Origin of the sequence: Acinetobacter sp. YH12076 (assembly GCF_013419525.1) — a bacterium.
In the GTDB taxonomy this organism is placed as follows: Bacteria; Pseudomonadota; Gammaproteobacteria; order Pseudomonadales; family Moraxellaceae; genus Acinetobacter; species Acinetobacter amyesii.
Window position 1 is genome coordinate 190,043 of sequence record NZ_VOZY01000002.1, and the last position, 25,301, is coordinate 215,343.

The 25,301-nt window shown below is 41.6% G+C and carries 25 protein-coding genes and 2 tRNA genes; 17 read left to right on the forward strand and 10 right to left on the reverse strand.

Annotated elements, in window-relative coordinates; all coding sequences use genetic code 11:
- Positions 1 to 111: 111 nt before the first annotated feature.
- The 5 genes from FTU22_RS02410 to hisB form a co-directional block, all read right to left on the reverse strand.
- Positions 112 to 777, reverse strand: coding sequence for a 3'-5' exonuclease (locus FTU22_RS02410; protein WP_180092800.1), 666 nt, complete (start codon positions 775 to 777; stop codon positions 112 to 114).
- Between the two features lie 155 nt (positions 778 to 932).
- The gene (locus tag FTU22_RS02415; protein WP_180092803.1) at positions 933 to 1,406 is read right to left on the reverse strand and encodes a DUF805 domain-containing protein; all 474 of its coding nucleotides are present in this window, start codon (positions 1,404 to 1,406) and stop codon (positions 933 to 935) included.
- 275 nt (positions 1,407 to 1,681) lie between these two features.
- Positions 1,682 to 2,146, reverse strand: coding sequence for a DUF805 domain-containing protein (locus FTU22_RS02420; RefSeq protein ID WP_180092805.1), 465 nt, complete (start codon positions 2,144 to 2,146; stop codon positions 1,682 to 1,684).
- Between the two features lie 130 nt (positions 2,147 to 2,276).
- The gene (gene hisH / locus FTU22_RS02425; protein WP_078193147.1) at positions 2,277 to 2,894 is read right to left on the reverse strand and encodes an imidazole glycerol phosphate synthase subunit HisH; all 618 of its coding nucleotides are present in this window, start codon (positions 2,892 to 2,894) and stop codon (positions 2,277 to 2,279) included.
- Entirely contained in the window at positions 2,894 to 3,487 is a 594-nt protein-coding gene (gene hisB, locus FTU22_RS02430; RefSeq protein WP_078190487.1) for an imidazoleglycerol-phosphate dehydratase HisB, read from the reverse strand. Before hisB ends, hisH begins: the two co-directional genes overlap by 1 nt.
- Before the next feature lie 97 nt (positions 3,488 to 3,584).
- Here hisB and FTU22_RS02435 point away from each other — a divergent pair, with 97 nt between their 5' ends.
- The 10 genes from FTU22_RS02435 to FTU22_RS02480 all read left to right on the forward strand — a co-directional run bounded on the left by FTU22_RS02435 (position 3,585) and on the right by FTU22_RS02480 (position 10,401).
- The gene (locus tag FTU22_RS02435; protein ID WP_180084397.1) at positions 3,585 to 3,974 is read left to right on the forward strand and encodes a GNAT family N-acetyltransferase; all 390 of its coding nucleotides are present in this window, start codon (positions 3,585 to 3,587) and stop codon (positions 3,972 to 3,974) included.
- 194 nt (positions 3,975 to 4,168) lie between these two features.
- Positions 4,169 to 4,244 (forward strand) — tRNA-Phe (locus FTU22_RS02440).
- Between the two features lie 137 nt (positions 4,245 to 4,381).
- Positions 4,382 to 4,457, forward strand: a tRNA-Phe gene (locus FTU22_RS02445).
- Positions 4,458 to 4,607: 150 nt separating this feature from the next.
- The gene (locus tag FTU22_RS02450; protein ID WP_180092807.1) at positions 4,608 to 5,048 is read left to right on the forward strand and encodes a hypothetical protein; all 441 of its coding nucleotides are present in this window, start codon (positions 4,608 to 4,610) and stop codon (positions 5,046 to 5,048) included.
- A gap of 30 nt (positions 5,049 to 5,078) precedes the next feature.
- Entirely contained in the window at positions 5,079 to 5,804 is a 726-nt protein-coding gene (locus FTU22_RS02455; protein WP_180092810.1) for a hypothetical protein, read from the forward strand.
- A 103-nt stretch (positions 5,805 to 5,907) separates the two neighbouring features.
- Positions 5,908 to 6,642: a class I SAM-dependent methyltransferase gene (locus tag FTU22_RS02460; RefSeq protein ID WP_180092813.1), complete on the forward strand. Its 735-nt coding sequence runs from the start codon at positions 5,908 to 5,910 to the stop codon at positions 6,640 to 6,642.
- 193 nt (positions 6,643 to 6,835) lie between these two features.
- Positions 6,836 to 7,363 (forward strand): hypothetical protein, encoded by a 528-nt coding sequence (locus FTU22_RS02465; RefSeq protein WP_257225868.1) that lies wholly within the window; start codon positions 6,836 to 6,838, stop codon positions 7,361 to 7,363.
- Between the two features lie 192 nt (positions 7,364 to 7,555).
- Positions 7,556 to 8,305, forward strand: coding sequence for a hypothetical protein (locus FTU22_RS02470; RefSeq protein WP_180092816.1), 750 nt, complete (start codon positions 7,556 to 7,558; stop codon positions 8,303 to 8,305).
- A gap of 79 nt (positions 8,306 to 8,384) precedes the next feature.
- Positions 8,385 to 8,663, forward strand: coding sequence for a hypothetical protein (locus FTU22_RS02475; protein WP_078190480.1), 279 nt, complete (start codon positions 8,385 to 8,387; stop codon positions 8,661 to 8,663).
- Between the two features lie 376 nt (positions 8,664 to 9,039).
- Positions 9,040 to 10,401 (forward strand): GGDEF domain-containing protein, encoded by a 1,362-nt coding sequence (locus FTU22_RS02480; protein WP_180092826.1) that lies wholly within the window; start codon positions 9,040 to 9,042, stop codon positions 10,399 to 10,401.
- Between the two features lie 55 nt (positions 10,402 to 10,456).
- Here FTU22_RS02480 and FTU22_RS02485 read toward each other — a convergent pair whose 3' ends face one another.
- Entirely contained in the window at positions 10,457 to 11,077 is a 621-nt protein-coding gene (locus tag FTU22_RS02485; protein ID WP_180092829.1) for a hypothetical protein, read from the reverse strand.
- Between the two features lie 297 nt (positions 11,078 to 11,374).
- Between FTU22_RS02485 and tehB the strand changes: the two genes are divergently transcribed.
- The gene (tehB, locus tag FTU22_RS02490; RefSeq protein WP_180092833.1) at positions 11,375 to 12,247 is read left to right on the forward strand and encodes an SAM-dependent methyltransferase TehB; all 873 of its coding nucleotides are present in this window, start codon (positions 11,375 to 11,377) and stop codon (positions 12,245 to 12,247) included.
- A 337-nt stretch (positions 12,248 to 12,584) separates the two neighbouring features.
- Here the strand turns inward: tehB and FTU22_RS02495 are convergent, their stop codons facing one another.
- The 3 genes from FTU22_RS02495 to fadB form a co-directional block, all read right to left on the reverse strand.
- Positions 12,585 to 13,433, reverse strand: coding sequence for a hypothetical protein (locus FTU22_RS02495; RefSeq protein WP_180092836.1), 849 nt, complete (start codon positions 13,431 to 13,433; stop codon positions 12,585 to 12,587).
- Positions 13,434 to 13,559: 126 nt separating this feature from the next.
- Positions 13,560 to 14,732 carry an acetyl-CoA C-acyltransferase FadA gene (gene fadA, locus FTU22_RS02500; protein ID WP_078193136.1) on the reverse strand — a complete coding sequence of 391 codons (1,173 nt, stop codon included), beginning with the start codon at positions 14,730 to 14,732 and terminating at the stop codon, positions 13,560 to 13,562.
- Positions 14,733 to 14,744: 12 nt separating this feature from the next.
- The gene (gene fadB / locus FTU22_RS02505; protein WP_180024931.1) at positions 14,745 to 16,898 is read right to left on the reverse strand and encodes a fatty acid oxidation complex subunit alpha FadB; all 2,154 of its coding nucleotides are present in this window, start codon (positions 16,896 to 16,898) and stop codon (positions 14,745 to 14,747) included.
- 471 nt (positions 16,899 to 17,369) lie between these two features.
- Between fadB and lpxO the strand changes: the two genes are divergently transcribed.
- From lpxO to FTU22_RS02520, 3 genes are all read left to right on the forward strand, one after another.
- A complete protein-coding gene (lpxO, locus tag FTU22_RS02510) occupies positions 17,370 to 18,284 on the forward strand; it encodes a lipid A hydroxylase LpxO (RefSeq protein WP_078190472.1) in 915 nt (304 codons plus the stop codon).
- Between the two features lie 354 nt (positions 18,285 to 18,638).
- Complete coding sequence (locus FTU22_RS02515; RefSeq protein WP_180092839.1) at positions 18,639 to 19,721, forward strand: diguanylate cyclase domain-containing protein; 1,083 nt, start codon at positions 18,639 to 18,641, stop codon at positions 19,719 to 19,721.
- A 181-nt stretch (positions 19,722 to 19,902) separates the two neighbouring features.
- The gene (locus tag FTU22_RS02520; protein WP_180092842.1) at positions 19,903 to 20,316 is read left to right on the forward strand and encodes a PH domain-containing protein; all 414 of its coding nucleotides are present in this window, start codon (positions 19,903 to 19,905) and stop codon (positions 20,314 to 20,316) included.
- Positions 20,317 to 20,369: 53 nt separating this feature from the next.
- On the opposite strand, the gene FTU22_RS02525 is transcribed toward FTU22_RS02520, so the two are convergent.
- On the reverse strand, positions 20,370 to 21,416 hold the full coding sequence (locus tag FTU22_RS02525) for an AAA family ATPase (protein WP_180092845.1): 1,047 nt from the start codon (positions 21,414 to 21,416) through the stop codon (positions 20,370 to 20,372).
- Positions 21,417 to 21,594: 178 nt separating this feature from the next.
- Between FTU22_RS02525 and uvrC the strand changes: the two genes are divergently transcribed.
- The 3 genes from uvrC (at position 21,595) to pgsA (ending at position 25,017) form a co-directional block, all read left to right on the forward strand.
- The gene (gene uvrC / locus FTU22_RS02530) at positions 21,595 to 23,394 is read left to right on the forward strand and encodes an excinuclease ABC subunit UvrC (protein WP_078193131.1); all 1,800 of its coding nucleotides are present in this window, start codon (positions 21,595 to 21,597) and stop codon (positions 23,392 to 23,394) included.
- A gap of 136 nt (positions 23,395 to 23,530) precedes the next feature.
- The gene (locus FTU22_RS02535; RefSeq protein ID WP_180092936.1) at positions 23,531 to 24,325 is read left to right on the forward strand and encodes a thioesterase family protein; all 795 of its coding nucleotides are present in this window, start codon (positions 23,531 to 23,533) and stop codon (positions 24,323 to 24,325) included.
- Positions 24,326 to 24,429: 104 nt separating this feature from the next.
- Positions 24,430 to 25,017 (forward strand): CDP-diacylglycerol--glycerol-3-phosphate 3-phosphatidyltransferase, encoded by a 588-nt coding sequence (gene pgsA / locus FTU22_RS02540; RefSeq protein WP_078190467.1) that lies wholly within the window; start codon positions 24,430 to 24,432, stop codon positions 25,015 to 25,017.
- Positions 25,018 to 25,301 lie beyond the last annotated feature (284 nt).

A 25,301-nucleotide genomic window follows, 5' to 3' on the forward strand; every position in this document is an offset into this window, starting at 1 on the left:
ACACTCTTCAGCCGATCTTTGCACTTGGTCATGCCATAGATTGGGGCAATATCCAGTTACAGAGCGGTTACATCGCTGAATATAAATTAAATCATTAAAATAATTAAGGATTTATAAATTCATGTGCGGACGAATTCTTAGTTTGAGAGAAGTATTGGGAATGGTTTTGGGTAATAAGCCACGTTGTAATAATTCTTCAAAGACCAAAACAGGGGCATAGGCATCGGCAGCGGCATAACGAATTTGCTCCGGACTTAAGCGCTTTTTGGCCCAATTCGAGGTGCTGACCGATTTAGATTTTGGAAAATTCACACGAAAAAGCAGTGCCATGGCATTTTTTAAACCTAAAGGTTGGCTTAAGCCAAAAGAAGCAAAGCACTTGGAGAGTTCCAATACACTATTCAGTTCGATGCCTTTTTTACGAAATAAATGCGCATCATTTTTTAAGCCAAAACCCACTTTAATTTGATCACGATTACTCAAGATTGGTCTTAAAAAATCCCAAGTGCATTCGTTCATTTGAAACAACCATGCCTGTTGCGCCGTCGCGAGTTGGATTAAATGTGGGCCGGTAGAGACCTCACCTTTACGAAAAGTCGGCTTAGATTCAGAGTCGAAACCGAATAAGGCAGTTGTCTGTAATTCATCGGACCAGTGTTGGCATTGTTCGGCATTGTGAATGACATGGATCTGCTCTGGCACTAAATTTTGGAACAATGGAAAATCTTTAATCTGTTCTTTTGTTGGCAAAATAGGTGTCAGTAGAGCATCAGTCATTGTGATTCAATTCAAAGGCTTGTTGTTGCAGCCTAGAGCGTTTAGTAGGGAAATGCAAATACCGAGAAGTGGCGTTGAGCATGAGCCATTGACTCACCTGCCTGTCATACCGCGTTGCTATGACAGTGACCAATAGGCTTAAAGTCAGTGACGACTTAAAATAGAAAACGCGCAGTAAATAATACATTTACCAAGATCAGTAAGAATAAACCGATAAAGAGAAAGGCGAGGACCACTTCCCATGTTTTGGATGTACGTGGCTCGCCATATTGATTGGCATTTGCAGACCCCGGGATGAGTATCAGCGCAATGCACATGACGATATTGAGCAACGGAATCAACTCTAAGAGTGCAAACCAGCCTGAGAGATTAAAGTCATGCAAACGACGCACTGAAAAAATCATCAAAGGGATCAGCATTAAAATATTTAGGATCAATCCAATCACTTGCGTCATTGGATTTTCAGCATGAGCTATTAGGGCATTGAGGGTATTGGGCATCATGCTGACGATCAGTAGCATCAATATGCTCAGCATGAGGCCATAGAAGACATTCCAACCGATAAAAGACATGCGATTAAAACGACCGTCACGGTTCCAACCAGAGTTTATATTGGGTGAATTATTCATATTAAATGATCTTAAATTATCGTAAAAAGTATAGTTATCATTCATTTTTAGCCGCAAAAAAATTGAGCTAAAAACGACATAAAAATGTGAAAAAGTACAGGATTTGATCCTGAACATAAAAAGCGCGTTGATTATAAAGGTAAAGTACAAAAAAAGCCCACATGTGTGAGCTTGTTTGAGTAGATGTATTGCTGTTTAGAGTGATCTAGGCGGCATCTAATGATTTATCATTATTGTTGTTGAATCGTGGCTTGTTGAGAGCGGATCACATAGTTTTAGTAAGAGGGAATCATGATCGCAGCAAGTATCCCGACTATAAATACTACGATATACAAAACAGCCAGCACGGTTTCCCAGCCTTTGGTCGGGCGTGGTTGTCCAAAGCTATTACTACCGCTATTACCCGGTGCAAATAACACATAGAGCGCAAACAATATATTCACTACAGGAACTAAGATCAGCAGTGCAAGCCATCCAGAATGGCCACGATCATGTAAACGACGGATTAAGAAAATGACGCTGTAATAAATGACGATGGCATACATGATAAAGAAAATAATCATGAGTGGCGTCGACATTGCACCCTCAGTCAACGCATTTTGCGCACCGGGTATGAGCAGGCCGACTACAACAGCAATTAGCGTAAAAATAATGCCGAGAAGTAGATTCCATGCAAGATAAGCGCGCCGGCTAAAGCGACCACTGGCTTGGGTCGGTGAGTCAGATGTGAATGTATTCATTATTATTCCTAGGCTTTGGTATTTTTATAAGTAGGCAAATTCTAAAATGAATATGTAGAAAATAAAAGGATGAAAAATAAACAGTACAAAAAGGCCCGCAAGGAGCGGGCTTTTTTGCGGTGAAGGAATTTTAAATATCCCATTCCACAAAGTTTTTCAGCAATTGCAGACCGGCTGTATGACTTTTTTCTGGGTGAAATTGTGTCGCAAACAAGTTTTCCTTGTGAATTGCGGTACAAAATTCCAAACCATAGTCACAGGTAGCAGCGACAATGCTTGAGTCTTGCGGCTCTACATAGAAGCTATGTACGAAATAGAAACGTGCATCTTGCTCAATGTTTTTCCACATCGGGTGGCTTGGGTCTGCCTGATGCACTTGGTTCCAGCCCATGTGCGGCACTTTTAATCCCTCTACATCAGGGAAGCGTTTAACCGAACCTTCAAAAATACCCAATGCATCTGCACCGCCATTTTCTTCGGAATGCTGCATTAGGGCTTGCATACCGACACAGATCGCAAGCACAGGTTTATTAAATGCCGCTTTACGGACGACTTCATCAATCCCTGCATCATGCATGCCTTGCATACAGTCACGCATTGCTCCCACACCGGGGAACACAATTTTATCTGCTTGTGCAATCAACTTAGGATCATTGGTGACATCAACAGTTGCACCCACGTGTTCGAGGGCTTTTGCTGCTGAGTGAAGATTTCCCATGCCATAGTCAAGAAGGGCAATACGGGTCATTACAATGTTCCTTTGGTAGACGCAACAGTATTTTCGGCACGAGGGTCAACTTCACACGCCATACGTAATGCACGGGCAAAGGCTTTAAATACGCTTTCAATTTGGTGGTGGCTGTTTTTACCTTTTAGGTTGTCGATGTGCAGCGTCATTAACGCATGGTTCACAAAACCTTGGAAAAATTCAGAGAAAAGATCCACATCAAAAGTCCCGATGCGCGCGCGAGTGAATGGAATATCCATCCACAGACCCGGACGGCCAGATAAATCAACCACGACACGACTCAGTGATTCATCGAGCGGCGCATAGAAGTGACCGTAGCGACGTAAGCCTTTTTTATTGCCCAGTGCTTGAGCAAAGGCTTGGCCAAGTGTAATCCCACAGTCTTCTACGGTATGATGATCGTCAATTTCAAGATCGCCATCACAATGAATATCAATATCAAACAGACCATGTCGCTTGATTTGATCAATCATATGATCTAAAAATGGAACACCAGTGTTTAAAGTGCCTTGACCAGTACCATCAAGATTCACACGAACTCGAATTTTGGTTTCGTTGGTGTTTCTTACCACTTCACTGATACGATCTGTCATAGACACGTTCCTCAAATACGTCAAAATGATTGATGTAAAAATATTTTCGCTGTGACGAAAAGTCACCGCATATTAGATTGCTCAGGAGGGTTTATCAATGCCTATTACCGTACATGCCTATACTTCTTTGGAAAATGATGAAGTGCGCAGCCAGCTTGAGCGACTGTATGACACCAGCCCTGAGTTTAGCGACGGTTCCGATGCGATTGAACAACTTGAGCAGAACTTAGCTCAGTATACCTTAGTTTATACTGCAGAATTTAATACAAAATTGATTGGCGCGATTTGGTGTACAGGCCAAGGTGAAAGCAAAACCCTTGAATATATTGTGGTACACCCAGCAAATCGTGGGCGTGGTGTTGCAGAACGTCTAGTGAGTGAAGTGACACGTATGGAGGAAGAAAAAGGGGTGAAAACTTTCGAGCCAGGTTGTGGCGCGATTCATCGTTGTTTAGCACACATTGGTAAAATTGACGTAGTTGAGTAAAGTTCAATTTTTAAAAGACAGTCTCCGTGCTGTCTTTTTTTCGTCTGAATAATTAAATTGACTCAGACTTAAATGTAAATAAGACAAAAAGTAAGCGATTAGTGTGAAATATTGATTTAAAAATAAACATTTGAGAAAAAAGCCCATGCTTATGCTTGACGGCATCCAGCTTAAATTGTTTAATACGCCCCATCGGCGTGATAGCTCAGTAGGTAGAGCAACGGATTGAAAATCCGTGTGTCCCCAGTTCGATCCTGGGTCTCGCCACCATATTCAAAACTGATTTTTCAGTTTATCAATCCCTGATCCCATCAGGGATTTTTTTTGCCTAAAAAATATGCATACAAAAAATATTTTTATAAATATGATTGACTAATTAACTAAGATACGGCTTAATACACCGCATCGGCGTGATAGCTCAGTAGGTAGAGCAACGGATTGAAAATCCGTGTGTCCCCAGTTCGATCCTGGGTCTCGCCACCATATTCAAAAAACCTCAAACGATTGTTTGAGGTTTTTTTTGTCTGCTGTTTTTTAGTTGTTGATATTTTGCACGGTTTAACTGATACAATCGATGCCAGATGATGAGCTCAATGGCTATTAGAAAATTATTAAAAAATAAGGGTTAAGGTTATGAAAAAAATATTATTTCCTGTTTTGATCGGCATGAGTGCCTTGCTGAGCGCATGTGGTGGCGGGGGCGGCAGTAATGTCGATTCTTCCTATTCTAAAACCATTATTAAAAATGGTGTGACCTATGAATGTAAAAGTGAAAATGCAGCAGCGCTTTGTGATAATGGCAATTGTTCTTCTTGTGAATCATCGCTCGATAAAATAATCACAGCATCATGCAGCACTAGTATTTCCGCAGGGCAAACAATTTATGCCGTGACCAAAACGGGCTGTGTATCCAATATGAAATCGGGCAGCAGAATAACTGCAGCATGTGATAATGGTCTGCTTAAATTAAAAGTTGGATCTAACTTTAGCTTAAATCAGGTGATTAATACGGGTACGACGATGAGCTCTGGTGAGTATATTGTCGGTACAGAAGTGCTCCGCTGTGGCTTTTAATCAAATGAACATAGGTTCGTGGAGTGACAGTTGAAGCGACTTCAATATGCGGCGCTTGGACTGCTCTGTTTTGCACTGGGCTATATTGCGGCATCGTGGAATGACCAACCAAGCTTGACGTCGCCGCCACCTGAGCACTCGCTTGTCTCTTTGGCGACGAATAATCCTGTGGCACTCTTGGCTTTAGATCGAGATGCCTCGGATCAGCCTCATTCTAAAGATATACAGCAACAACTCAAAGGCCAACATCTTCAGCTAAAGAGGATTATTCAGCAGACTTCAGATCAACAATTGGGGCAATATTTACAGCAGGCATTTCCCAATTACAGTTTTGCAGGGATTCAAAATAAGCAGCAGTTTGCGCAGCAGATATTAGACGAATTTCTACAAGCCAAAAATGATCCGCAGCAGCGATTGGCAGGGCAAGCCTATGTGACTGATCAATCACAGACAGATGTAGATCAAGTTTTACCTCGTGAAATCTATGTCACACAGCCGTTGTATGCACATTTTGATACCATGGGTAAAGTTCCAAACAATACGCAAGTTATGGTGCGTTGGACGCATCGTGATAGTGGTGAAGTGCTGCTCTTTACGCCACGCAAAGTTAGTGAGCAACAGCAACAAAACTGGGTGAGTTTCTATCCTATGACTGGATGGAAAACTGGTCATTATGATGTGAAATATTATCAAATGAATGATCAATTAAGCCCGATTGCACAGACCAGTTTTTATATACAGCACGTGATTGAGTAAATATTTGAAGCTCAAATTTTATCGCTGAAGCTAGGACTTAAGTGCTAGTTTCCGACTCTAAAAATTCGATTAAACTGATAAAAAAATAAATAATGAATTTACAATGAAAGACCTTTTCTCTACAGGGAGTGCGCTGTATCAACAATCACGTCCAAGTTATTCTGCTGAAGTCGTCGATAGCATCTTGCAGCATGTTGCCGTACGTGAACTGGCATGGGACTGTGGTGCAGGTTCAGGTCAATTTACCAAAGGTTTGGCGTCCTATTTTCAACAGGTTTTAGCGACAGATCTGAGTGCCGAACAATTGGCACAAGCACCCAATTTAGACAATGTGCGTTATGAGCAAGCCAGCGCAGAACATTGTCCGCTTGCAGACCATTCAGTGGATTTAATCACAGTTGCGCAAGCGATTCATTGGTTCGATTTTGCTGCCTTTTATGCAGAAGTACGACGAGTATTGAAACCCCATGGTCACATCGCCATTGTGGGCTATGGTCTGATTCGATTTGAACATGCGGAATTGAACCAGCTTTTACAGGATCTGTATTTTGTCATGTTAAAGGGCTATTGGGATGCTGAACGTCGTTACATTGATGAAGAATATCGCAGTATTCCGTTTCCATTTCAGGAGTTAGCGACACCTCAGCTATTTTTAAATTACAGGTGGAGTGCACAGCAAATTTTGGACTATTTGCAAACGTGGTCTGGGCTAAAACACTACCAACAGCAACATCCGACACATCAACCGTGTGCAGCTTTGAACGACTTCTTTAGCCGTCATCCGCAGCAAGAGTTTGCTTTGTCATTTCCTGTGCTATTAAGAATCGGGACCGTATAAAAAAGAAAAAGTAGCCGCAATATAGATAGACAAAGGATGAAATCTTAAGTCTAGAATGAGCAACATGAGGTTTGAATCGGCTGTACTTTCGTGCCGTTTGTCGGGGTTAAATCTAGTGAATTGATTAATTGTTGTACAATAATAGCAGTGTAAATTTTTTCAATTTTCTATTTTTAAATCTCTCGGAATGAACATGATGAATCTCCCTAAATCTGTTTCTGTTTTGGTTTTTGTTAGCGCAGCAATGACGGCTATGAGTACTTTGGCTGCGGAAAAAGTCACTACAAAAGCTGAGGATACCGAACAAAAAGCTATCCAGATGCCTGCTTTAACCATTATGGCAGAGCGTGAAATGCGTGCAGAGACGGGCATTGTTGAATATCAAGAGCAGGTCGATCGCCGTAAAGCCTTACAGCAACGGGTGATGCAACTTGAGCGCGATACGCAAAACAAAGGTGTCGATGCAACAATCGTGTCAAATGTAGATGTCTTGCCTGCGACAGCAGTGCCTGATATGTCCAATTTATCACCTTTGATGCAGCAGCATGTTTTAGATATTGCCGCAGGTTTGCAGTCTTCTGACCCACGCAATGGTTTATATATTATGTTGCAACCCTTTGGGATAGACCGAAATGCGACCAATGTGCAAATCAGTCGTGATCAAATTAATCTTGGCAATATTGACCGTCAGTTAAATACCAATCCGATCAAGACCCCATAATCGAATACATCTCTACAGCAAATTGAAGGCGAAAATTCATGTTTTATCCATGAATTTTCGTTTTGATGACATGCGCAATTTAAGACTTTCTATATTGATGATTTCAAATAGCCTCCTTAAAAAGCATGGCTATTTTATCGTCAATCTTCAAACTTTTGGTTAAACTGAATAAAAGGGCATTCGGAGCTCATTATGCCGCGTATCTTTGTTGTCTTAGCCAGTGCTACGGTATTGGTCTTTGGATGGATGTTTTATCAATATTCAGTACAGCAAAAAGAAGCTGTGCAACTCTCGACCTATGAAACGGTTTTGCGTGAAAAAACCGAGCAAATTTTTCAGCAAGCTCAGCACTGGGAAGAGCCGATACAACTCAATGTGACAGATGCACGGCTAACGGGTGATTATAAAATCATGTCGGATTTTATTTTGAGCCAAATGCTGCAACGTGCAGAAGCGCGGAATCAATATATTCGTGATCTTAAAGCACTGAATTGGGATAAATTTCTCGACATCGATCGCTTATTAAAAGATAAAAAAGACCAATATCAAGAGACTGAGCAAATGCTGCAACAGGTGCATGCTGTGGTCGATGCTTATGAACAAAAAACCACACAGCAAGAGGAAAATGGTTTAGCTCAGGCCAAACAGTTGGCGGTCAAACAGGTGTTTCGTCAGCAAATTGCCCAAAGTTTAAGAGACAGTCGTGATAGTGATGAGTCGCATGCTTTATTTGAGTTAGAAAAGCAAAGCTTGGCGAAGGCTGATGAGATTTTTGCTGTGCTGAAAGCCAATAAATGGGAAAAGAAAAATAAATTATTTATGTTCTATGAAGATGCGCCTTTAAAGCAGTTTAATCAGCTTTATACAGAGATGTTAGCGCTCAATGCGCAAATGGATGAGATCCGCCAAAAGAACCGTTCAGAGTTGAAACAAAAGCTTTAACTGACTGTCATCACTCTTTCAAATTTGCGCGATAAAGTGGCTTTTAGCAGGGTTTTACATCATATAGAGGTCCATGCTCATGCGAGCTATTCAGATTTTTGATGATATTCAGCAGGTCTATATCGACTTTATCGCAAACCGCCAATATCCACGTTTGGAAAGTCTAAACAATTGGGGCAAGAACCGGTTTTTCTTCAGTCAGTATTTTCGCATGATTGAAGATTGGCATCTGACTGAACAAATTGTGATTGAATTTAATCAACAATTTTATAGTTTGGATACAGGGACGGCCCCTGACTTTATGGATCAAGATAAATACATGGCTTGGTTGATGGAACAATTACAAATATTAAAATAAGTCCTTTTCATTCAAATTATTCAGCACAGCTTCGAGACATGTTATACAAGTGAAAGCCATCCTTTAGCGGATGGCTTTTTTGTTGCTATCGAGCATCAATTTGGGAGCTGAGTTCCGAACTAGCATGAATAACGCAAAAAACATTGGCTTTAAAACAGTCTTCGATTGTTTAAATTGCAAATTTAATACAACTATTAATCAATAGTGTGACTTAAATCACTTAAAATACGCCGAAAATTTAAACATAAATTTTTAGCCAGCAGCCCATATCGCATAAGAAGCTGAGCTGTATTGAACTTGCAAGCATTCTAACCTTAGACCGATTGGCTTTGAATGAAAGGTTTATCGCCATTTTTAGAGACGATTTTTTTAGCGTATGAAAAAATTAATACTGCTATGGCTTGCCATATGTGCGGTTTCATTGGTGTCGATAGGCTATACCTATGAATTATTCATTAGCCCTGTTTGGGTGGTAAATGCATTCGCTGCCTATGGCATGATTTTAATGCGGAAGCATTTAAGCCACGATTTACTGATCGTACTCTATGCTTTTAGTGCGATTTTTGTGGCTTCGCTGATGGTCGATCCCGCCAAGACATTAGAAGATAAATTTCTCCTGTGTGCGATTTCGGCATTTCAAATTTGGGTATTTATTAAAGCCTATTTGGCACTGAGCCATTTAAAAAAGCGCCGCTTTAAACGAACCTTGATGCTAACTGTTCCGAGTATCGTGGGTGCTTTTGCAGGCAGTCTATTATTCGTGGCATGCTTTCAGATGGACAACCAATACTTTGCCTTTGTTGATTATTTTCTAGAGCAATTTGCAACAAGTTTGGCTGTGGTATGTTTATTATTTGGTGTTCAGCGTTGGGTGAATGTGCCGTGGGTGGATTATGGCTATCTGATCGTGGCATTGGCCGTGCAATATGTGATCTCAAATGATCAGATCTTCTATGCCTGCATGGTCTTGCCTTTATTGATGTGTTATTACGCGATCAAATACGACCTCAAAACTTTTTGCTGGATGATTGGTTTAATGACGCTGATCTGTGGCTGGTATGGTGCCATGCCATTGGCTGGGGAATATTGGTCAGATGCACAGGTACATATGCTCTCGCGGATCAGTTCTTATCGTTTGGCATTGGGTATTTATCTGATCATTTTTCTGTTTATTTGTGAGCTATATGCACGAAATAAACGCCTGTATTTGGCTTTGCAACGTGTGAGTTTTTGCGATGAGTTGACGGGACTGAAAAATCGCCATGCCTTTAAAGAACAAATATTTATAGAGGGTGCGGTTGATAAAGGCTGTGTCATTTTGCTCGATGTCGATAATTTTAAAAAAATTAATGACCAATATGGGCACCAAATGGGGGACTGTGTTTTGGTGCATTTGGCAAAAATCTTAAAAAATTGTAGTCCACGCGCGAGTTTTATCAGTCGCTGGGGCGGTGAAGAATTTTTAATTTTGCTCGAAGGTGCCGATTTGGAGCAGGGTAAAATGTTGTGTGAAACAATTTTGGAACGCTGCGAACATGTACCGTTTCGAAAAGATCAATTAAGGCTAGATGTCAGCTTTAGTATGGGCTTGGCCGAGTTTCAACAGTTGAGTTTGTCCAATTACTCCACAACTTTACAGCATGTCGATGCCTGCTTATATCAGGCGAAATCACAAGGGAAAAATCAGTTTGTTTATCAAAAGATTATTCCGTTGGCAGAAAGCAGTATTGTGGTCTAAATGGGTATAAAAAAAGATGCCGTGAAGGCACCTTTTTTTAGCATTTAATCAACGATTAAGCTGCTTTTTTGAACCAAGAAAAGAACCCTTTTTTCTCAGCTTTTGCAGCTTCAGCTTTTTTCTCTGCACATTTTTTAGCGCAGTCTTTTTTCGCTTCAGCTTTTACTTCTTCAGTTTTAGTTTCAACAGCTTCTTTTGCATCAGTTGCTTTTTCTACAGCTGCATCTTTTGCTTCAACAGTTTTTGCAACGACAGCATCTTTAGTTGCTACAGTTTTTGCTACAGTCGCGTCTTTTGCTGCAACAGTGTTCGCAACAACAGCGTCTTTAGCAACTACAGTTTTTGCTACAGTTGCATCTTTTGCTGCAACTGCAGTTTCTTTAGTTGCTGCTGCTTTTTCTACAACTGCTTTTTTCATGTCAGCAGTTTTTGCTTTAGTGGTTTCTTTCACTGTTAAAGTTTTAGTTTGAGTCGCTTTTTCTGCAACAGCCACTTGAGTTTTAGCAGCATCTTTAGTTGCTTGAGCAGCAGCTACAGTTGCAGTTTTCGCTTGTGCAGCTTGAGCTTTTACAGCTTCAACAGCAGTCGCAGGTTTTTGTTCTACAGCAGTAGTTGCCATAGCAGAAGTTGTAGCAGCAACTAAAGCAACAGCTAAAGTAGTTTTGATCGCGTTCATAGTCATCACTCTATAAAACTTAGTTAAAATAAGGCATTGTAAATTTTATGCCTTATCAACAGCGCTTAGGTTACATGGCACAGAGTGAGGGATTTGATTGTGTGAATATTCCACCAATGTTACAAACGGATAACATGGTGTTACGCAGAAAAACAAACAAAAACAGCGTACATTGCACAGCATTCGAAATTTTCAATTCAAAGCTGATTTAAAATCACTGTTAAAGCCGTTATGGTGAATATACATTTCCGCTATTGGTATGGCATAAAAATAACGTCGCATGAGGGATAACGTCAGATGCAGCAGCTTATTTGTTATAAACAGCTCCCTGTGTGGACACAGCAGTCGATTCCACACGGTTTTAAACAACAGCACAATACCAAAGCAGGCACATGGGCAAAACTCACCGTGCTGCAAGGTGAAGTAAATTTTGCCATGTTAGATGCGTCTGGAAATGTCCTCTCGACGCATGTATTTAGTCCAGACCTACCACCGCCGTTTATAGAACCACAGGCGTGGCACAAGATTGTCTCTGCGAGTGACGATGTGCAATGTCAGTTAAGTTTTTATTGCTTAGCACAGGATTATTTTTATAAGAAGTATCAACTCAGCCCAACACACTCAGAAATTTTGGCTGCAACACCGTATTTGCATGGTGGACGTGCTTTGGATGTCGGCTGTGGGCAGGGGCGTAATTCGCTGTACTTAAGTCAGTTGTCTGAGCAGCGTTTTGAGGTGGATGCATGGGATGTTAATCCACACAGTTTACACAAGCTGCAAGAGGTAATCGCTGCGGAAGGCATTGAAAATATTCATGTACAGCAGCGTGATCTAAACGCTGACCCAAGCATTACAGGTACATACGACTTTATTTGCTGTACCGTGGTGATGATGTTTTTAGAGGCCAATACAGTCAAGCCGCTGATTCAGCAGATTCAGCAAGCGACAAGTGTAAATGGCTATAACCTGATAGTTTGCGCTATGGATACGCCTGATTTACCTGCGCAGCCTGACTTTCCATTTAGCTTTAAAGCAGGAGAGTTAAGTGCGTTGTATGAAGGCTGGAATATTGTGAAATACAATGAAAATGTCGGTGAGCTGCATCGGGTGGATGCTGAAGGGCAGCGGATTCAACAGCATTTTGCGACTTTGTTGGCGCAGAAAATTTAAGCCAAGAATTGTAGGATGTTGAGTTGAAGGATTGGTGATTAACTCAACACTTACTTTACTTAAATTGGAAAAAGGGAACCATTTTTGAGTTAGTTTGGCAGTATTTATATTTAGGTCGAGTAATTTAATAAAATGTACCCAAATGAGTAATTTAGGTTAATAAATGATGTTGATTATTTTTTAGTGGTCATAGAATATTTTAACGAAATGAATTTTTAAACTTATTTAGAGCTGACCCTTGTTAAGCCTAAATGTGGTAAATTTGAACACTTAATCTCTGTTGTTGCATGCTGAAAAGCGTTGTACTCAGCATGCAACTTTATATCTGAGCCTGAACTTAATTTACTTTAGTTTCAAACAATGGATTAAGGATTTGGTCTGCTTGTAAATTATGGTTATTAGTAGAGTAGATTCTACCTTTAAGTAAGTCAGCTTTATGCCATTCAAATGTTTGTTTATCTAAGTCTAATAAACGAACTGAGTATTGCTGACCCTCCTTAGGCATGTATGCTGTAACTATTCCAGCACCTGCACCCATAGTTGCTAGTGTTACACCTACACTTAAGGCACCCATTGCAAATTTACTTCCTACAGATGCATTCAATCCATCAAGCGAAACTAAAAAAATATAGTTTGAGTTTGCCCATTCTTTTAAAGTCTTGACAGTTGTTTCATCAAGCTGAGGCATATCTAGTTTTGCATTTCTATTTCGAACATTTGATAAATTTACAGCATCTGTTTTGGCTATAAACTGAGTAAGTGCAAATGCTGCTGCACGTTGATCATCAGTCATATTGCTATTTTGATTTAGAAGAGGATATGTGCTGATAGGCGCTCTTTTAGAATTGCTATCAACCTCAAATTCGTATTTTTTAAGCTGTTCTTCAGGCATTGAACCACAAATAAACGGCGTAGCAGAGGTACTAACAGTGACATTATGTTGGTTTAACTGTTGTGTAAAAGTTTGAATAAACTTCTCACTTGTAAGTTTAGTAGGCTCGATGAGTACTAAATCTTTCCCTAATTCATTGGTTAAAAGGCATGAGTTCACAAAAATCGCTACAGGTTTTACTTGGATTGCAGCTTGGGTCTGATTTAATTTTTGGCGCGACTCTTCGGAGATTTTTGTTGTTGCACAACCTGTAAATGCAAGACTGGCGATCAGTGGTAACACAATATTTTTCATAGAAACTCTTGTTTGGTTTTGTTTGATTTCTATGCGTATTATGCATAAATTGTGTTAATAATCTAATTAAATCTTTATTAAAAAACCCCGCAAAAGCGGGGTTCTTTTTAGTCACGTATTTAAGAATTAAACACGTTCAATCACTGTTGCGATACCTTGACCTAGACCAATACACATGGTCGCAAGACCGATTTGTGTATCTTGCTGTTCCATAACGTTCAGCAAAGTCGTTGTGATACGTGCGCCAGAACAACCCAATGGGTGACCCAAAGCGATTGCACCACCGTTCAAGTTCACACGGTCTTGTTGGTCATAAATGCCTAAGCCTTTAAGAACAGACAAACCTTGTGCTGCGAACGCTTCGTTCAATTCAAACGTTTGAATATCAGCAATTGACAAGCCAGCACGTTTAAGCGCTTTTTGAGTTGCTGGTACAGGACCATAACCCATGATCGCAGCATCACAGCCTGCAACCGCCATAGAACGAATCACAGCACGTGGCTTAAGACCTAAAGCTTGAGCACGTTCAGCAGACATCAGCAACATTGCAGAAGCACCATCAGACAAAGCTGAAGATGTTGCAGCAGTTACTGTACCGCCTTTCGGATCGAATACTGGACGTAAAGCTTGGAATGCTTCAAGGTTTGCATCAGGACGAATCACTTCATCGATATCGCACAGAATTTTGAAGCCATTTGCATCGTGACCTTCAACGCCCACGATTTCATTTTTGAAACGACCTTCTTGTGTTGCAGCCCAAGCACGGCGATGAGATTCCACACCAAATGCATCTTGTTCTTCACGCGAAATACCGTTCATACGACCTAACATTTCAGCCGTTAAGCCCATCATGTTAGATGCTTTTGCATAGTGCTTAGACGCTTCAGGGTTGATGTCGATGCCGTGCATCATGCCAACGTGACCCATGTGCTCTACACCACCAATGATGAAGATATCACCTTGGTTGGTTGCAATTTGCGCAGCCGCTGTGTGGATTGCTTGCATAGAAGAACCACAAAGACGGTTCACTGTTTGACCTGCAACAGTCTTTGGAAGATCAGCCAATAACGCAATGTTACGACCAATGTTCATACCTTGCTCTAGGGTTTGGTTTACACAGCCCCAGATTACGTCTTCAACTTCATTGGTATCAAACTGGTTACGAGCAACAAGCGCGCGTACTAATTCAGCAGATAAGCTGTCAGCACGTACGTTACGGAACATACCATTTTTGGTTTTACCCATTGCTGAACGTACGCCATCAACGATGACAACGTCACGTGGATTTAAAGTAGCCATTCACGTTGCTCCTTAACCGTAGAATTTTTTGTTGTTTGCAGCCATGTCACGCAACATTTGTGGCGCTTCATAAGCCTTACCTAAATACGCATATTTGTCGCAAAGCGCTACGTATTCAGCGACACCTGTTTGGTCGATGTAACGGCATGGACCACCACGGAATGGAGGGAAACCTACACCCATGATCATCGCCATATCTGCTTCAGCAGCCGTTGCAACGATGTTGTCTTCTAGGCAACGAACAGTTTCGTTACAGAACGTCAGCATCATACGGTCAATGATTTCTTGAGCATCAAATTCACGTTTTTCCGCAGTTGCAACAGAAGCCACAAGTTCGTAAGCCACTGGATCAACCACTTTGGCTTTCTTACCTTTACGGTCAAGTTCGTATTTGTAGAAACCAACGTCATTCTTTTGACCCAAACGTTTTGCTTCATACATCGTTTGAATTGAACCTTTGAAGTCAGGCTTCATACGGTCAGGGAAACCTTCCGCCATTACTTCTGCACCGTGTACGCCTGTGTCGATACCCACAACGTCGATGAGATAAGCAGGACCCATTGGCCAGCCGAATTTTTCCATCACTTTATCAACTTGCTGGAAGTCAGCACCGTCTTTCAGTAGAAGGTCAAATGCACCAAAGTAAGGGAACAATACGCGGTTCACCAAGAAGCCCGGGCAGTCATTGACAACGATTGGGGTTTTACCCATTTTCTGAGCAAGAACCACAGTCGTTGCGATTGCCTCAGCAGATGTTTTCTCACCACGGATCACTTCAACCAATGGCATCATGTGAACTGGGTTAAAGAAGTGCATACCTACGAAGTTTTCAGGACGCTCTAGGTTTTCAGCCAAACGTGTGATTGAAATGGTTGATGTGTTAGACGCAATGATCGTGTTTTCACGAACATTCTTCTCAGTTTCAGCAAGTACGATACCCTTAACTTTAGGGTTCTCTGTAACTGCTTCAATCACGATGTCCACTTCTTTAAACTCGTCATAGCTTAAAGTCGGACGGATGCGCGCAAGAGTTTCACCCATTTTCGCCGCAGTCATTTTTTTGCGATCAACTTGTTTAGTCAACAATTTGTTCGCTTCAGACATACCTAACGCCAATTGTGGGTTACCAATGTCTTTCATGATGATTGGTGTGCCTTTGCTTGCCGCTTGGTAAGCAATACCACCACCCATGATACCCGCGCCTAATACAGCGGCTTGGTTGACAGGGTGAGCACCTTTTTCATATTTCTTCGAAGTTTTCTTCACAATTTGGTCGTTAAGGAATAAACCAATTAACGCACCTGCTTGTGGAGTCACAGCCGCTTTAGCAAAACCTTGCGCTTCGATTTTCAATGCTTCATCACGTGGAAGGCTTGCACCTGCTTGTAATGAGTCTAGAAGAAGTTTTGGCGCTGGGTATTGTGCAGGGTTTGCTTTAGCAAGAACTGCACCTTTCGCTGTATTGAATGCCATCATTTGTTCAAGCATGTTCAATTTAACAGGATCTAATTTTTCTTGACGTTTTGCTTTCCAGTCTACACGGCCAGCAATCGCTTGTTTCACAAGGTCAATTGCAGCGTCTTGTAGTTTGTCTGCAGCAACAACTGCATCAACAGCACCGTCTTTGAGCGCAGCAGCCGGCTTTTTCGGTGCAGCCATTGCCATCCATTCAACCGCATTGTCGATACCAATCACGCGGCTTAAACGAACCGTACCACCAAAACCAGGGTAGATACCCAGTTTGATTTCTGGAAGGCCAACTTGTGCAGCATCTGACATCACACGATAGTCACACACTAAGCACATTTCAAAACCGCCGCCCAATGCCATACCATTGATTGCAGCAACTTTAGGAACGTTTAGATCTTCAAACGCATTGAAGATGTCGTGAACAGGCAATGCCCAATCCACAATCGCTTGTTCGCCTTGAGCGAAGTTGTCACCGAATTCAGTGATATCTGCACCCACGATAAATGTAGATTTACCTGAAGTAACGATTAAACCTTTGATGTCACCGTTTGCTTTAACAGCGTCAATTGCAGCTTTAAAATCTTCAATTGTTGCGCGGTTAAATTTGTTGACCGACTCACCTTGTAAGTCAAAGCGGAATTCTGCAATTCCGTCCGAAAGCATTTGGACGGTAATGGCATTGCCAGCGTGGATCATGCCTGATCTCCTTTATTTTGGAGGACTTCTAAGTTGATGTTGTGAAGCGAGTACGCGGTTCCTGCGTACACTTTATGCCTCGCTAATCTTACGATAACTATATCTAAAAAGAACATAACAAGTTGTATCAAGCCGTGACGCTAGGGTCATCAAAATTTCTTTTGGAAATAGCCTTCGGATCTGCCTTTAAACGCTATCGCTCTAATTAAATATGTTGAAGCTTATGTTTCAGTTCACATTTTTTTATAAATGTAAGCTATAGATTGAGATGCGAAAGAAAAATTCAAGAAAAAAGCAAGTGTATTTTTCGGCAGAATGGTCAATTCACTTTTAACATTGTCATCCATCTTTGCTGAGACACAGTGTTCTATGCTGCTTATTTAGGCATCACTGAGCACTATGCTATACTCGCCGCGTTCTCAAAAGTTAATTTTTCATTAAGCACAATGCTTATTAGCACCAGGTCCTCATATGATTAAGTGGATTATCCTGGCGGTCTTTGTCATTTCTGCGTTTTATATCCAGCAACGCGGTAAAGTCCGTCATTCATTTTATCGTCAGTTTTTTGATCATTCGACATTGCTCGCACCGATCAATTTTCTTATGTACATGTTTTCAAAAGTGCCGAGTCAACCCTATATCGACACGCAGCATTTTAAAGATTTAAAAGTCTTAGATGAAAACTGGGAAATGATTCGTGATGAAGCCAAGGCCTTGTATGAAAAAGGGGGCATCAAAGCATCGAGTACTTATGATGACCTTGGGTTTAACTCGTTTTTTAAAACAGGTTGGAAACGCTTTTATTTAAAATGGTATGACTCAGCCCATCCTTCGGCTGCTGAACTTTGCCCAAAAACCACGGCCTTATTAAAAAACCTACCCACCATTAAAGCTGCGATGTTTACCGAGTTGGCGCCCGACAGTCGTTTAGTCCGTCATCGTGATCCCTATGCAGGTTCATTGCGTTATCACTTGGGCTTACTGACGCCCAATGATGACCGTTGTTTTATTGATGTCGATGGTCAGCGGTACTCATGGCGTGACGGCGAGAGTGTGGTGTTTGATGAAACTTATATTCACTATGCTGAAAATAAAACGGATCAGAACCGGATCATTTTCTTTGCAGATGTTGAACGGCCATTAAAGTCAAAGTGGATGGAAGCTTTTAACCATTGGTTTGGTAAAAATGTCATGACTGCTGCAAGTTCACCGAATGAAAGCGGTGATAAAACAGGTGGTTTAAATAAAGTATTTGGCTATGTCTATCAAATTCGCATAAAAGCCAAAGCCTTGAAAAAAACCAATCGTTCACTGTATTACTTTTTAAAGTGGTTCCTGATGTTGGGGCTGTTTTTCCTGATTTTTGTACGTCCATATTTATTTTAAAAGTGGAATAAATATTGAAAAAATGCGCTCTTAGGGGCGTTTTTTTATGCTGACAGTCAGCGAAATATCAGTTATCGTGCAAGCAGAATAAAAATAATCATGCAGAGCAAATCAGCCAAAAGCAGAAATAGCGTTAGCCAGAATAAGCCAGAAAAAATGAGCCAATAGACGAGGAATATGATGTTGACGTCCAAACTTAAGCCCATGCAAAACCGTTGAGCTGAAAGAAAAGTGTCATCATCAATGATAGCCAAAACCCAAGGGTGAAAACGGTGGAAACATTGCAGACCTACTGCATAGAAACCCTGTGTAAACGCCTGAAGGGAAGGATTTGGCGGGAAGGGGATCCGATTCATGAAAGCAACCAACCAAACATTGATGCATCAAATGCATATTTCGATGCAAGATATAGAACGACGTAAACAGTTGCTTGGCTTGACTGATTTAGAGCTGGCGGAACTGGCTTCGATTGGTGGAATTGTGGCGCCAATACTCGACAGTATGGTCGATGAATTTTATGAAAATCAGACCTCAATTCCAGAAATTGCCACTTTGATTGGTGATCTTGATACCTTGAAGCGTTTGCAACGCGCGCAGCACCAGTATTTATTGGACTTATTTTCGGGACGCTATGACAGCGCTTATGTGAATAACCGTTTACGGATTGGTTTGGTTCATAAGCGTATAGGTGTAGAGCCGAAATTGTATCTCTCTGCGGTGCATACCCTAAAGACTATGTTGTTCCGCTTAATTCAGCGTACCTTTAATGATACGGAACAGTATCAGCGGATTATTAACACCTTGGAAAAGCTCTTTATGTTCGACACTACATTGGTGGTGGAAACCTATGTATGGAGTTTGATTAATGAGGTGAAGATCTCCCGTGAAAAAATGGAACAGTATGCGCATGCGCTAGAGTTTCGTGCACAAGAAATGGAAGAACTTTCACAGCGCGATCCATTAACAGGACTGTTAAATGTCCGGCATTTATCGACCTTATTGACCAGTATTTTATATACCGCACAGCGTAATCATGAACCCGTAACAGTAGTGTTTATTGATATCAATGATTTTAAAAAGATCAATGATGAACAAGGTCATCCACGTGGAGATCAGGTACTACAAACGGTTGCTGCGGCCATAAAGTCGGTTGCACGTTTAGATGATCATTGCTTCCGTTATGGCGGAGACGAATTTTGTTTGGTCTTGCCGGGATGTAGTGAAAAGCATGTGGAAGCGAGTTTTATCCCGCGTTTATTAGAATCGGTGGCTGAAATGGAAGCAGGCTTAAGTTTAAGTATTGGGCTCTGTCAAACAGACCATCAGCAAGGCTATATAGATGCCATGAGTTTGGTACAACAAGCCGATGCTAAAATGTATCAAGAGAAAAAGAATTATAAACGTTTGCAGGAACAACCTATATCGAAAGAAGCGTGATTCGAGCGTAAAGAACGCCAAAAATAACAATAGATGAATAGCGGTACTTGAGCGAAATGGTTCTCCATATTCTTGAAAATAATGTGATAAATACGCTTATTTCCTGCAAAAATAAAAGCTGAAATAGCAGATGCATCCTGCAAAATCTTGTATAGAATAAAAGCAGTTGATGGGAGATAAGATGCAAGTTTTTCGTTCAAAAAAAGATTGGTGGGTGGTGGCATTTATTGTTTGTATGAGCGGTTTACTCATTCAATTATTACTCACCATGCAAGCCAAAGGTACGATGCAGCAATATCCTCTTCATACCGCGGTGTATATTTTGACGGTGTTACTGCTGTGGTGGCCAATACTCAATACACGTTATCAAATTTCCGCTACAGAATTAAACGTCCGTAGCATGTTGCTACGTTGGCAGATTCCTTTGCAGGATATCCAACGCATCAGTGCAAGTCAGGATTTGTCTGCGGCACCTGCGCTTTCCATTAAACGTTTAAAAATTGAATATATACAGAATGGACAACGCAAATTCGTCATGGTTTCACCGAAAGATCCGCAAGCTTTTGCTAAAGCGATTGGTGTTCCAATCCAATAAATATAAGAATGCTGCATAAAGGTATGTGAGCATGCCTTTTAAAGACCAGTGAATTATTTAATAATAACCAATTGTCCAAGTTGTGCATCTAGGTGTATTTTAGTTTGTTCGGGATGATTCAAAAAATACACCGCCAAAATAGGCTCAAGCTCGACCCGCATTTTTCGTGCTAAATGTCGTGCGCCATAACGAATATCATGGTTCTGATAAAAATGTGCTTTGGCTGCATCTGTGAGTTTGATACTGCGTTTTTGATGTTGTAGGCGTTGATTAAGTTTTTCCAGTTCAATCTCCACCAAACGGGGCAAGGCATCATCTTGAACGGGTTGATATTGTAGTACACGATCAATACGGTTAATAAATTCAGGGTCGAATTTACGTTGCATGACTTTTTCAATAATGCTGCTGACCGGCACGCGTTTGAGACAAACCTTCTGTATTTTTTCGGGTAAAAAATTTAACTTATCTAGATATTGCTGTGCCGCTTGTGCACCGACATTGCTGGTCATAAAGATCATACAATTACGAAAGTCGATGGTTTTTGTACCTGAGGTTAGGGTTAATTTTCCGCTATCTAGCACATTCATTAAGCCGCGAAGCACTTCGGTTGACGCTTTTTCCAGTTCATCAAAAAGCACGATGCCCGGACGGGTATGACTACCTGCAATGGCAACTTCATCAAATAAACTATGGCCTTCTTTAGAACCGACATAGCCCGGAGGCGCACCAGTAATGGCAGCCGCATAATGTTCCTGTGCGAGCGTGTTCATATCAATACGGCAAAAGGCATCAGGTCGGCCATAAATCACTTCACTGATTAAACGCACAGTTTCGGTTTTACCAACACCTGTCGGTCCAAGCATTAAGGTTACGGAGAGCGGTCGTTCAGGACTGGAAAAATCAGCCTTGACCACATGCAGCATTTTTTCAATTTCGTCTAATGCTGCTTCTTGTCCAATGATCCGTTGCTTTAGGCGTTGCATAACGTCATGCGGTTCAAAATGAAAACGCGGCTTACCCATCAAACGGTTTTTTTCAGCAGTGCTATGCGTCGAAGTTGTCGGGTGTGCGACATGGATGGCGGGATTGGCGTTCGTCATGCATCATGTTCCTAAAGCGGGATGTTTTGAGCATAGCAAATTTAGAATTTTGCATTAATAGCTTTTAGCAATCAGATCATTGCTATGAGTAACAATAAATTTGCGGGATTGCTTGAAAATGTAGGTAAAAGCATCACATCATGTCAAAGAGCAATATCGAAGACGGAACAAGGCAAAAGTGAACGAAAACGCACGCGAACATATTGAAAAAATTCTTGCCAATATGACGACTCTACCCGGTGTTTACCGCATGCTGGGTAAAGACGGTGAGTTGCTGTACGTGGGTAAAGCAAAGAATTTAAAAAATCGTGTGTCGAGTTATTTTGTGAAAACTATTGAGCATCCCAAGACGCAGGCTTTGGTTGCCCGTATTTATGATATTGAAAGTTTGGTGGTGCGTTCTGAAACGGAAGCCCTATTGCTCGAACAAAACCTGATTAAGTTGCATCGTCCGCCGTATAACATCATGCTGCGTGATGATAAGTCTTATGTTTATATTTTTATCTCTGCCGATAAACCCTATCCACGAATTGCCGCAGGACGTGGGAAAGGTAAGCATCAAGCTGGTAAGTTTTTTGGGCCTTATCCGAGTGCTTATAACGCGCGTGATACTTTGGTGGTGCTGCAAAAATTGTTTAATGTGCGTCAGTGTGAAAATAGCTATTTTTCGCAGCGTAAACGACCATGCCTGCAATACCAAATTAAGCGCTGTTCCGCGCCTTGTGTGGGGTTGATCTCACCCGAAGATTACAAAGAAGATGTCAATAACTCGATTCGGTTCTTACAAGGCGACACCAAAGAGCTCAATCAAGAGCTGATTGGGAAAATGGAAGCTGCGGCAGAAGCTTTGGAGTTTGAAAAGGCAGTGTTTTATCGTGATCGTATGGCACTGCTACGTGATGTGCAAACTCAGCAAGCGATTTATAAAGTCAAAGGCGAGGCAGATATCATTGCCATTGCTTATCAAGCCGGTGTGACCTGTGTGCAAATCATGCATGTGCGCAATGGCAAAATGCTCGGCGGAAAGAGTTATTTCCCTGATATGCAGGGTGATGATCTAGGTCAAATGCTCTCGGACTTCATTGCCAATTTCTACTTTCAAGTTGCAGATGAGATTCCAACTGAGCTCATCATCAATGTCGATATTCCAGATCGCAAAGACATGGAAGATGCACTACATCAGCACTTTGATAAAAAAATTCAAATCAAACATAAAGTGCGAGAAACTCGTGCCGAATGGCAAGAATTGGCACAGATGAATGTGCAGCATGCGATTAAAGGTAAACTGGCTGACCATTTTGAATTGAATGAGCGCTTTCATCAGTTAGAGCAAGTCGTTGGGCGACCAATTGACAGTATTGAGTGTTTTGATATTTCTCACACTATGGGGGAGGCAACTATCGCGTCTTGTGTGGTCTTTGATGCTGGCGGTGCAAGAAAGCGCGACTATCGCCAATTTTCCATCAATGACATTACCGAAGGCGATGATTATGCTGCCATGCGTCAAGCACTGACCCGCCGCTATAAAAAGCATATGTTGCCCGATTTGCTATTAATTGACGGAGGCAAAGGTCAATTACACATGGCGATGGAAGTCATGCAGGAGCTCGAGCTCGATGCCTTTATGGTCGGGGTGTCCAAAGGTGAGGGGCGTAAACCAGGTTTGGAAACTTTGCACTTTACCGATGGTGAAAAAATTCAATTGCCCGAAGACCATAAAGCCCTGCATTTGATTCAACAGGTTCGTGATGAAGCCCACCGCTTTGCTATTACCAAACACCGAGCGAAACGAGATAAAAAGCGCGGCTCATCGGTACTTGAGGTGATTCCGGGCTTAGGGCCAAAACGTCGTCGGGATCTGTTGACCCATTTTGGTGGCATTCAGGGGGTACTCAAAGCTTCGGAAAATGATTTAAAACTAGTGCCGGGCTTAGGCGATGTGATGGCGCGCACCATTTATAAAATCCTGCATGAATAGCGCGAACTAAGCCCAATCGATGACGCATCAAGTCTGAATTTGCCAAAATGCTCATTGACGCATGAGTCACTAATCATTCACATCATTCGATTTTTATACAATGATATAAAAATCAAAAAAATGATCAGGGATGATGATGTCACTCGCACAGTTGTATCAACATATTGAACACAATGAATGGGTTGAGATTCCAGAAGGATGGTTGCAAGGACGTACGATCTATGGCGGCTTAGTGGCTGGCATGATGATGCACAAAGCCGTTGCCACCATTGCCGATCCGCAGCGACGTTTACTCAGCTGTAGTGTGACATTTGTAGGCCCAGTACAATTGGCGCCCGTGCGTTTAAGTGCTGAAATTTTAAGACAGGGCAAATCCGTCACCACTATCGAAGTTCGACTTTGGCAAGATGATGCCGTACAAAGCATTTTATTGGCGAGCTTTGGTGTTCCACGTGAATCAAGCATTGCCGTCAATCAGGAGCGTCAAGCACCCGATTTTCCTGAAGTGAGCAGCTTAAAGATTGCCGAACATCATCCACTTGCACCCCAGTGCTTTCAGCAAATGGATTTGGTCTGGGTAGATGGGCAGTATCCATGTACAGCAAGTCAAAAGCCTGACTTTAGTGGTTGGATGCGTTTTAACCCAGAACGTCATGATAACCGTAAGATGACTGTTGCTGACCTAATGGTCTCGATGGATATGTGGCCTCCCGGCGTACTGCCTATGTACAAAACCATGGCGCCTGCGAGTTCTTTAACATGGACATTGACCTATGTACATCTCTTGCAATCAAACTTACATAATTGGTTTAAATATAAAGTATTTACCGACTATGCTGCGGATGGCTACGCTACAGAATATGCTCATTTATGGGATGAAAATAACCAGTTGATAGCGATTGCGCGACAGACTGTTACGGTGTTTGCCTAGTGACACTGAGGGGCATTTCGTATAAAGTGAGTGCAACTAACGATGGATAAATCCTCAAATTATTTTGCATTTTCATCGTGCATGAGGGGAAAACTGGGGTGTCTATGACAACAGGTCGAATCCTGAATATTCCTAATATTTTAACATTGGCACGAATTGCTTTAATTCCTGTGTTTTTGTTGGTGGCGTACTGGCCACCTGCAATGGGCGTGGGTGAGCATGCTGCAAGCATGTCACGTCATATATTGCTGACCGCTATTTTTGTGATCGCAGCTGTCACTGACTGGTTTGATGGCTACCTTGCAAGAAGTTTAAATCAGACTTCAGCATTTGGACGTTTTCTCGATCCTGTTGCAGATAAACTGATGGTCGCAACTGCGTTGATCGTCTTGGTGCAATGGCAACCGACTATTTCGATGGCCTTTGCAGCGATTGTAATTATTTCACGTGAAATCACGGTGTCTGCGCTTCGTGAATGGATGGCTGAATTAGGCGCGCGTACCAGTGTTGCGGTTTCAACCGTTGGTAAATATAAAACAGCATTTCAGATGATTGCGATTTCAGTGTTCTTGCTAAATTGGCAACCCCTAGAAATGTTGGCGTATGGATTGCTCTATACAGCCGTAGTTTTAACGTTATGGTCGATGTTTATATATTTGAAAGCCGCATGGCCGTATTTAAAGCAACCTTGATTTAAAGTAAGTTATTAAAAGCTCCGTGATCGGGGCTTTTTTATTGCCGAGTTTTTAGAAAAAATTGAGGGTTTGACTAGTTTGAACAGCGCTTCATTTGATTAGAGCTTGAAGTTAAATGTGAGACGTTAGTGCAAATTTTGGATAAAAAAATTCCCAGATTTTGGGGGAAATCTGGGAAGGAAAATCGGGGTTACTTATCGCTATTATGGAAGATGTTTCCATCTTCTTGATTGCTATTATAGGAAAGCAGATTTAGAAATACATGGAGTTTATTGTAGTGT

Bases quoted from the DNA above. Each gene is read 5' to 3' on its own strand.
- FTU22_RS02410 (WP_180092800.1), bottom strand. From the start codon at position 777: ATGACTGATGCTCTACTGACACCTATTTTGCCAACAAAAGAACAGATT.
- FTU22_RS02415 (WP_180092803.1), bottom strand. From the start codon at position 1,406: ATGAATAATTCACCCAATATAAACTCTGGTTGGAACCGTGACGGTCGT.
- FTU22_RS02420 (WP_180092805.1), bottom strand. From the start codon at position 2,146: ATGAATACATTCACATCTGACTCACCGACCCAAGCCAGTGGTCGCTTT.
- hisH (WP_078193147.1), bottom strand. From the start codon at position 2,894: ATGACCCGTATTGCCCTTCTTGACTATGGCATGGGAAATCTTCACTCA.
- hisB (WP_078190487.1), bottom strand. From the start codon at position 3,487: ATGACAGATCGTATCAGTGAAGTGGTAAGAAACACCAACGAAACCAAA.
- FTU22_RS02435 (WP_180084397.1), top strand. From the start codon at position 3,585: ATGCCTATTACCGTACATGCCTATACTTCTTTGGAAAATGATGAAGTG.
- FTU22_RS02450 (WP_180092807.1), top strand. From the start codon at position 4,608: ATGAAAAAAATATTATTTCCTGTTTTGATCGGCATGAGTGCCTTGCTG.
- FTU22_RS02460 (WP_180092813.1), top strand. From the start codon at position 5,908: ATGAAAGACCTTTTCTCTACAGGGAGTGCGCTGTATCAACAATCACGT.
- FTU22_RS02465 (WP_257225868.1), top strand. From the start codon at position 6,836: ATGATGAATCTCCCTAAATCTGTTTCTGTTTTGGTTTTTGTTAGCGCA.
- FTU22_RS02470 (WP_180092816.1), top strand. From the start codon at position 7,556: ATGCCGCGTATCTTTGTTGTCTTAGCCAGTGCTACGGTATTGGTCTTT.
- FTU22_RS02475 (WP_078190480.1), top strand. From the start codon at position 8,385: ATGCGAGCTATTCAGATTTTTGATGATATTCAGCAGGTCTATATCGAC.
- FTU22_RS02480 (WP_180092826.1), top strand. From the start codon at position 9,040: ATGAAAAAATTAATACTGCTATGGCTTGCCATATGTGCGGTTTCATTG.
- FTU22_RS02485 (WP_180092829.1), bottom strand. From the start codon at position 11,077: ATGAACGCGATCAAAACTACTTTAGCTGTTGCTTTAGTTGCTGCTACA.
- tehB (WP_180092833.1), top strand. From the start codon at position 11,375: ATGCAGCAGCTTATTTGTTATAAACAGCTCCCTGTGTGGACACAGCAG.
- FTU22_RS02495 (WP_180092836.1), bottom strand. From the start codon at position 13,433: ATGAAAAATATTGTGTTACCACTGATCGCCAGTCTTGCATTTACAGGT.
- fadA (WP_078193136.1), bottom strand. From the start codon at position 14,732: ATGGCTACTTTAAATCCACGTGACGTTGTCATCGTTGATGGCGTACGT.
- fadB (WP_180024931.1), bottom strand. From the start codon at position 16,898: ATGATCCACGCTGGCAATGCCATTACCGTCCAAATGCTTTCGGACGGA.
- lpxO (WP_078190472.1), top strand. From the start codon at position 17,370: ATGATTAAGTGGATTATCCTGGCGGTCTTTGTCATTTCTGCGTTTTAT.
- FTU22_RS02515 (WP_180092839.1), top strand. From the start codon at position 18,639: ATGAAAGCAACCAACCAAACATTGATGCATCAAATGCATATTTCGATG.
- FTU22_RS02520 (WP_180092842.1), top strand. From the start codon at position 19,903: ATGCAAGTTTTTCGTTCAAAAAAAGATTGGTGGGTGGTGGCATTTATT.
- FTU22_RS02525 (WP_180092845.1), bottom strand. From the start codon at position 21,416: ATGACGAACGCCAATCCCGCCATCCATGTCGCACACCCGACAACTTCG.
- FTU22_RS02535 (WP_180092936.1), top strand. From the start codon at position 23,531: ATGTCACTCGCACAGTTGTATCAACATATTGAACACAATGAATGGGTT.
- pgsA (WP_078190467.1), top strand. From the start codon at position 24,430: ATGACAACAGGTCGAATCCTGAATATTCCTAATATTTTAACATTGGCA.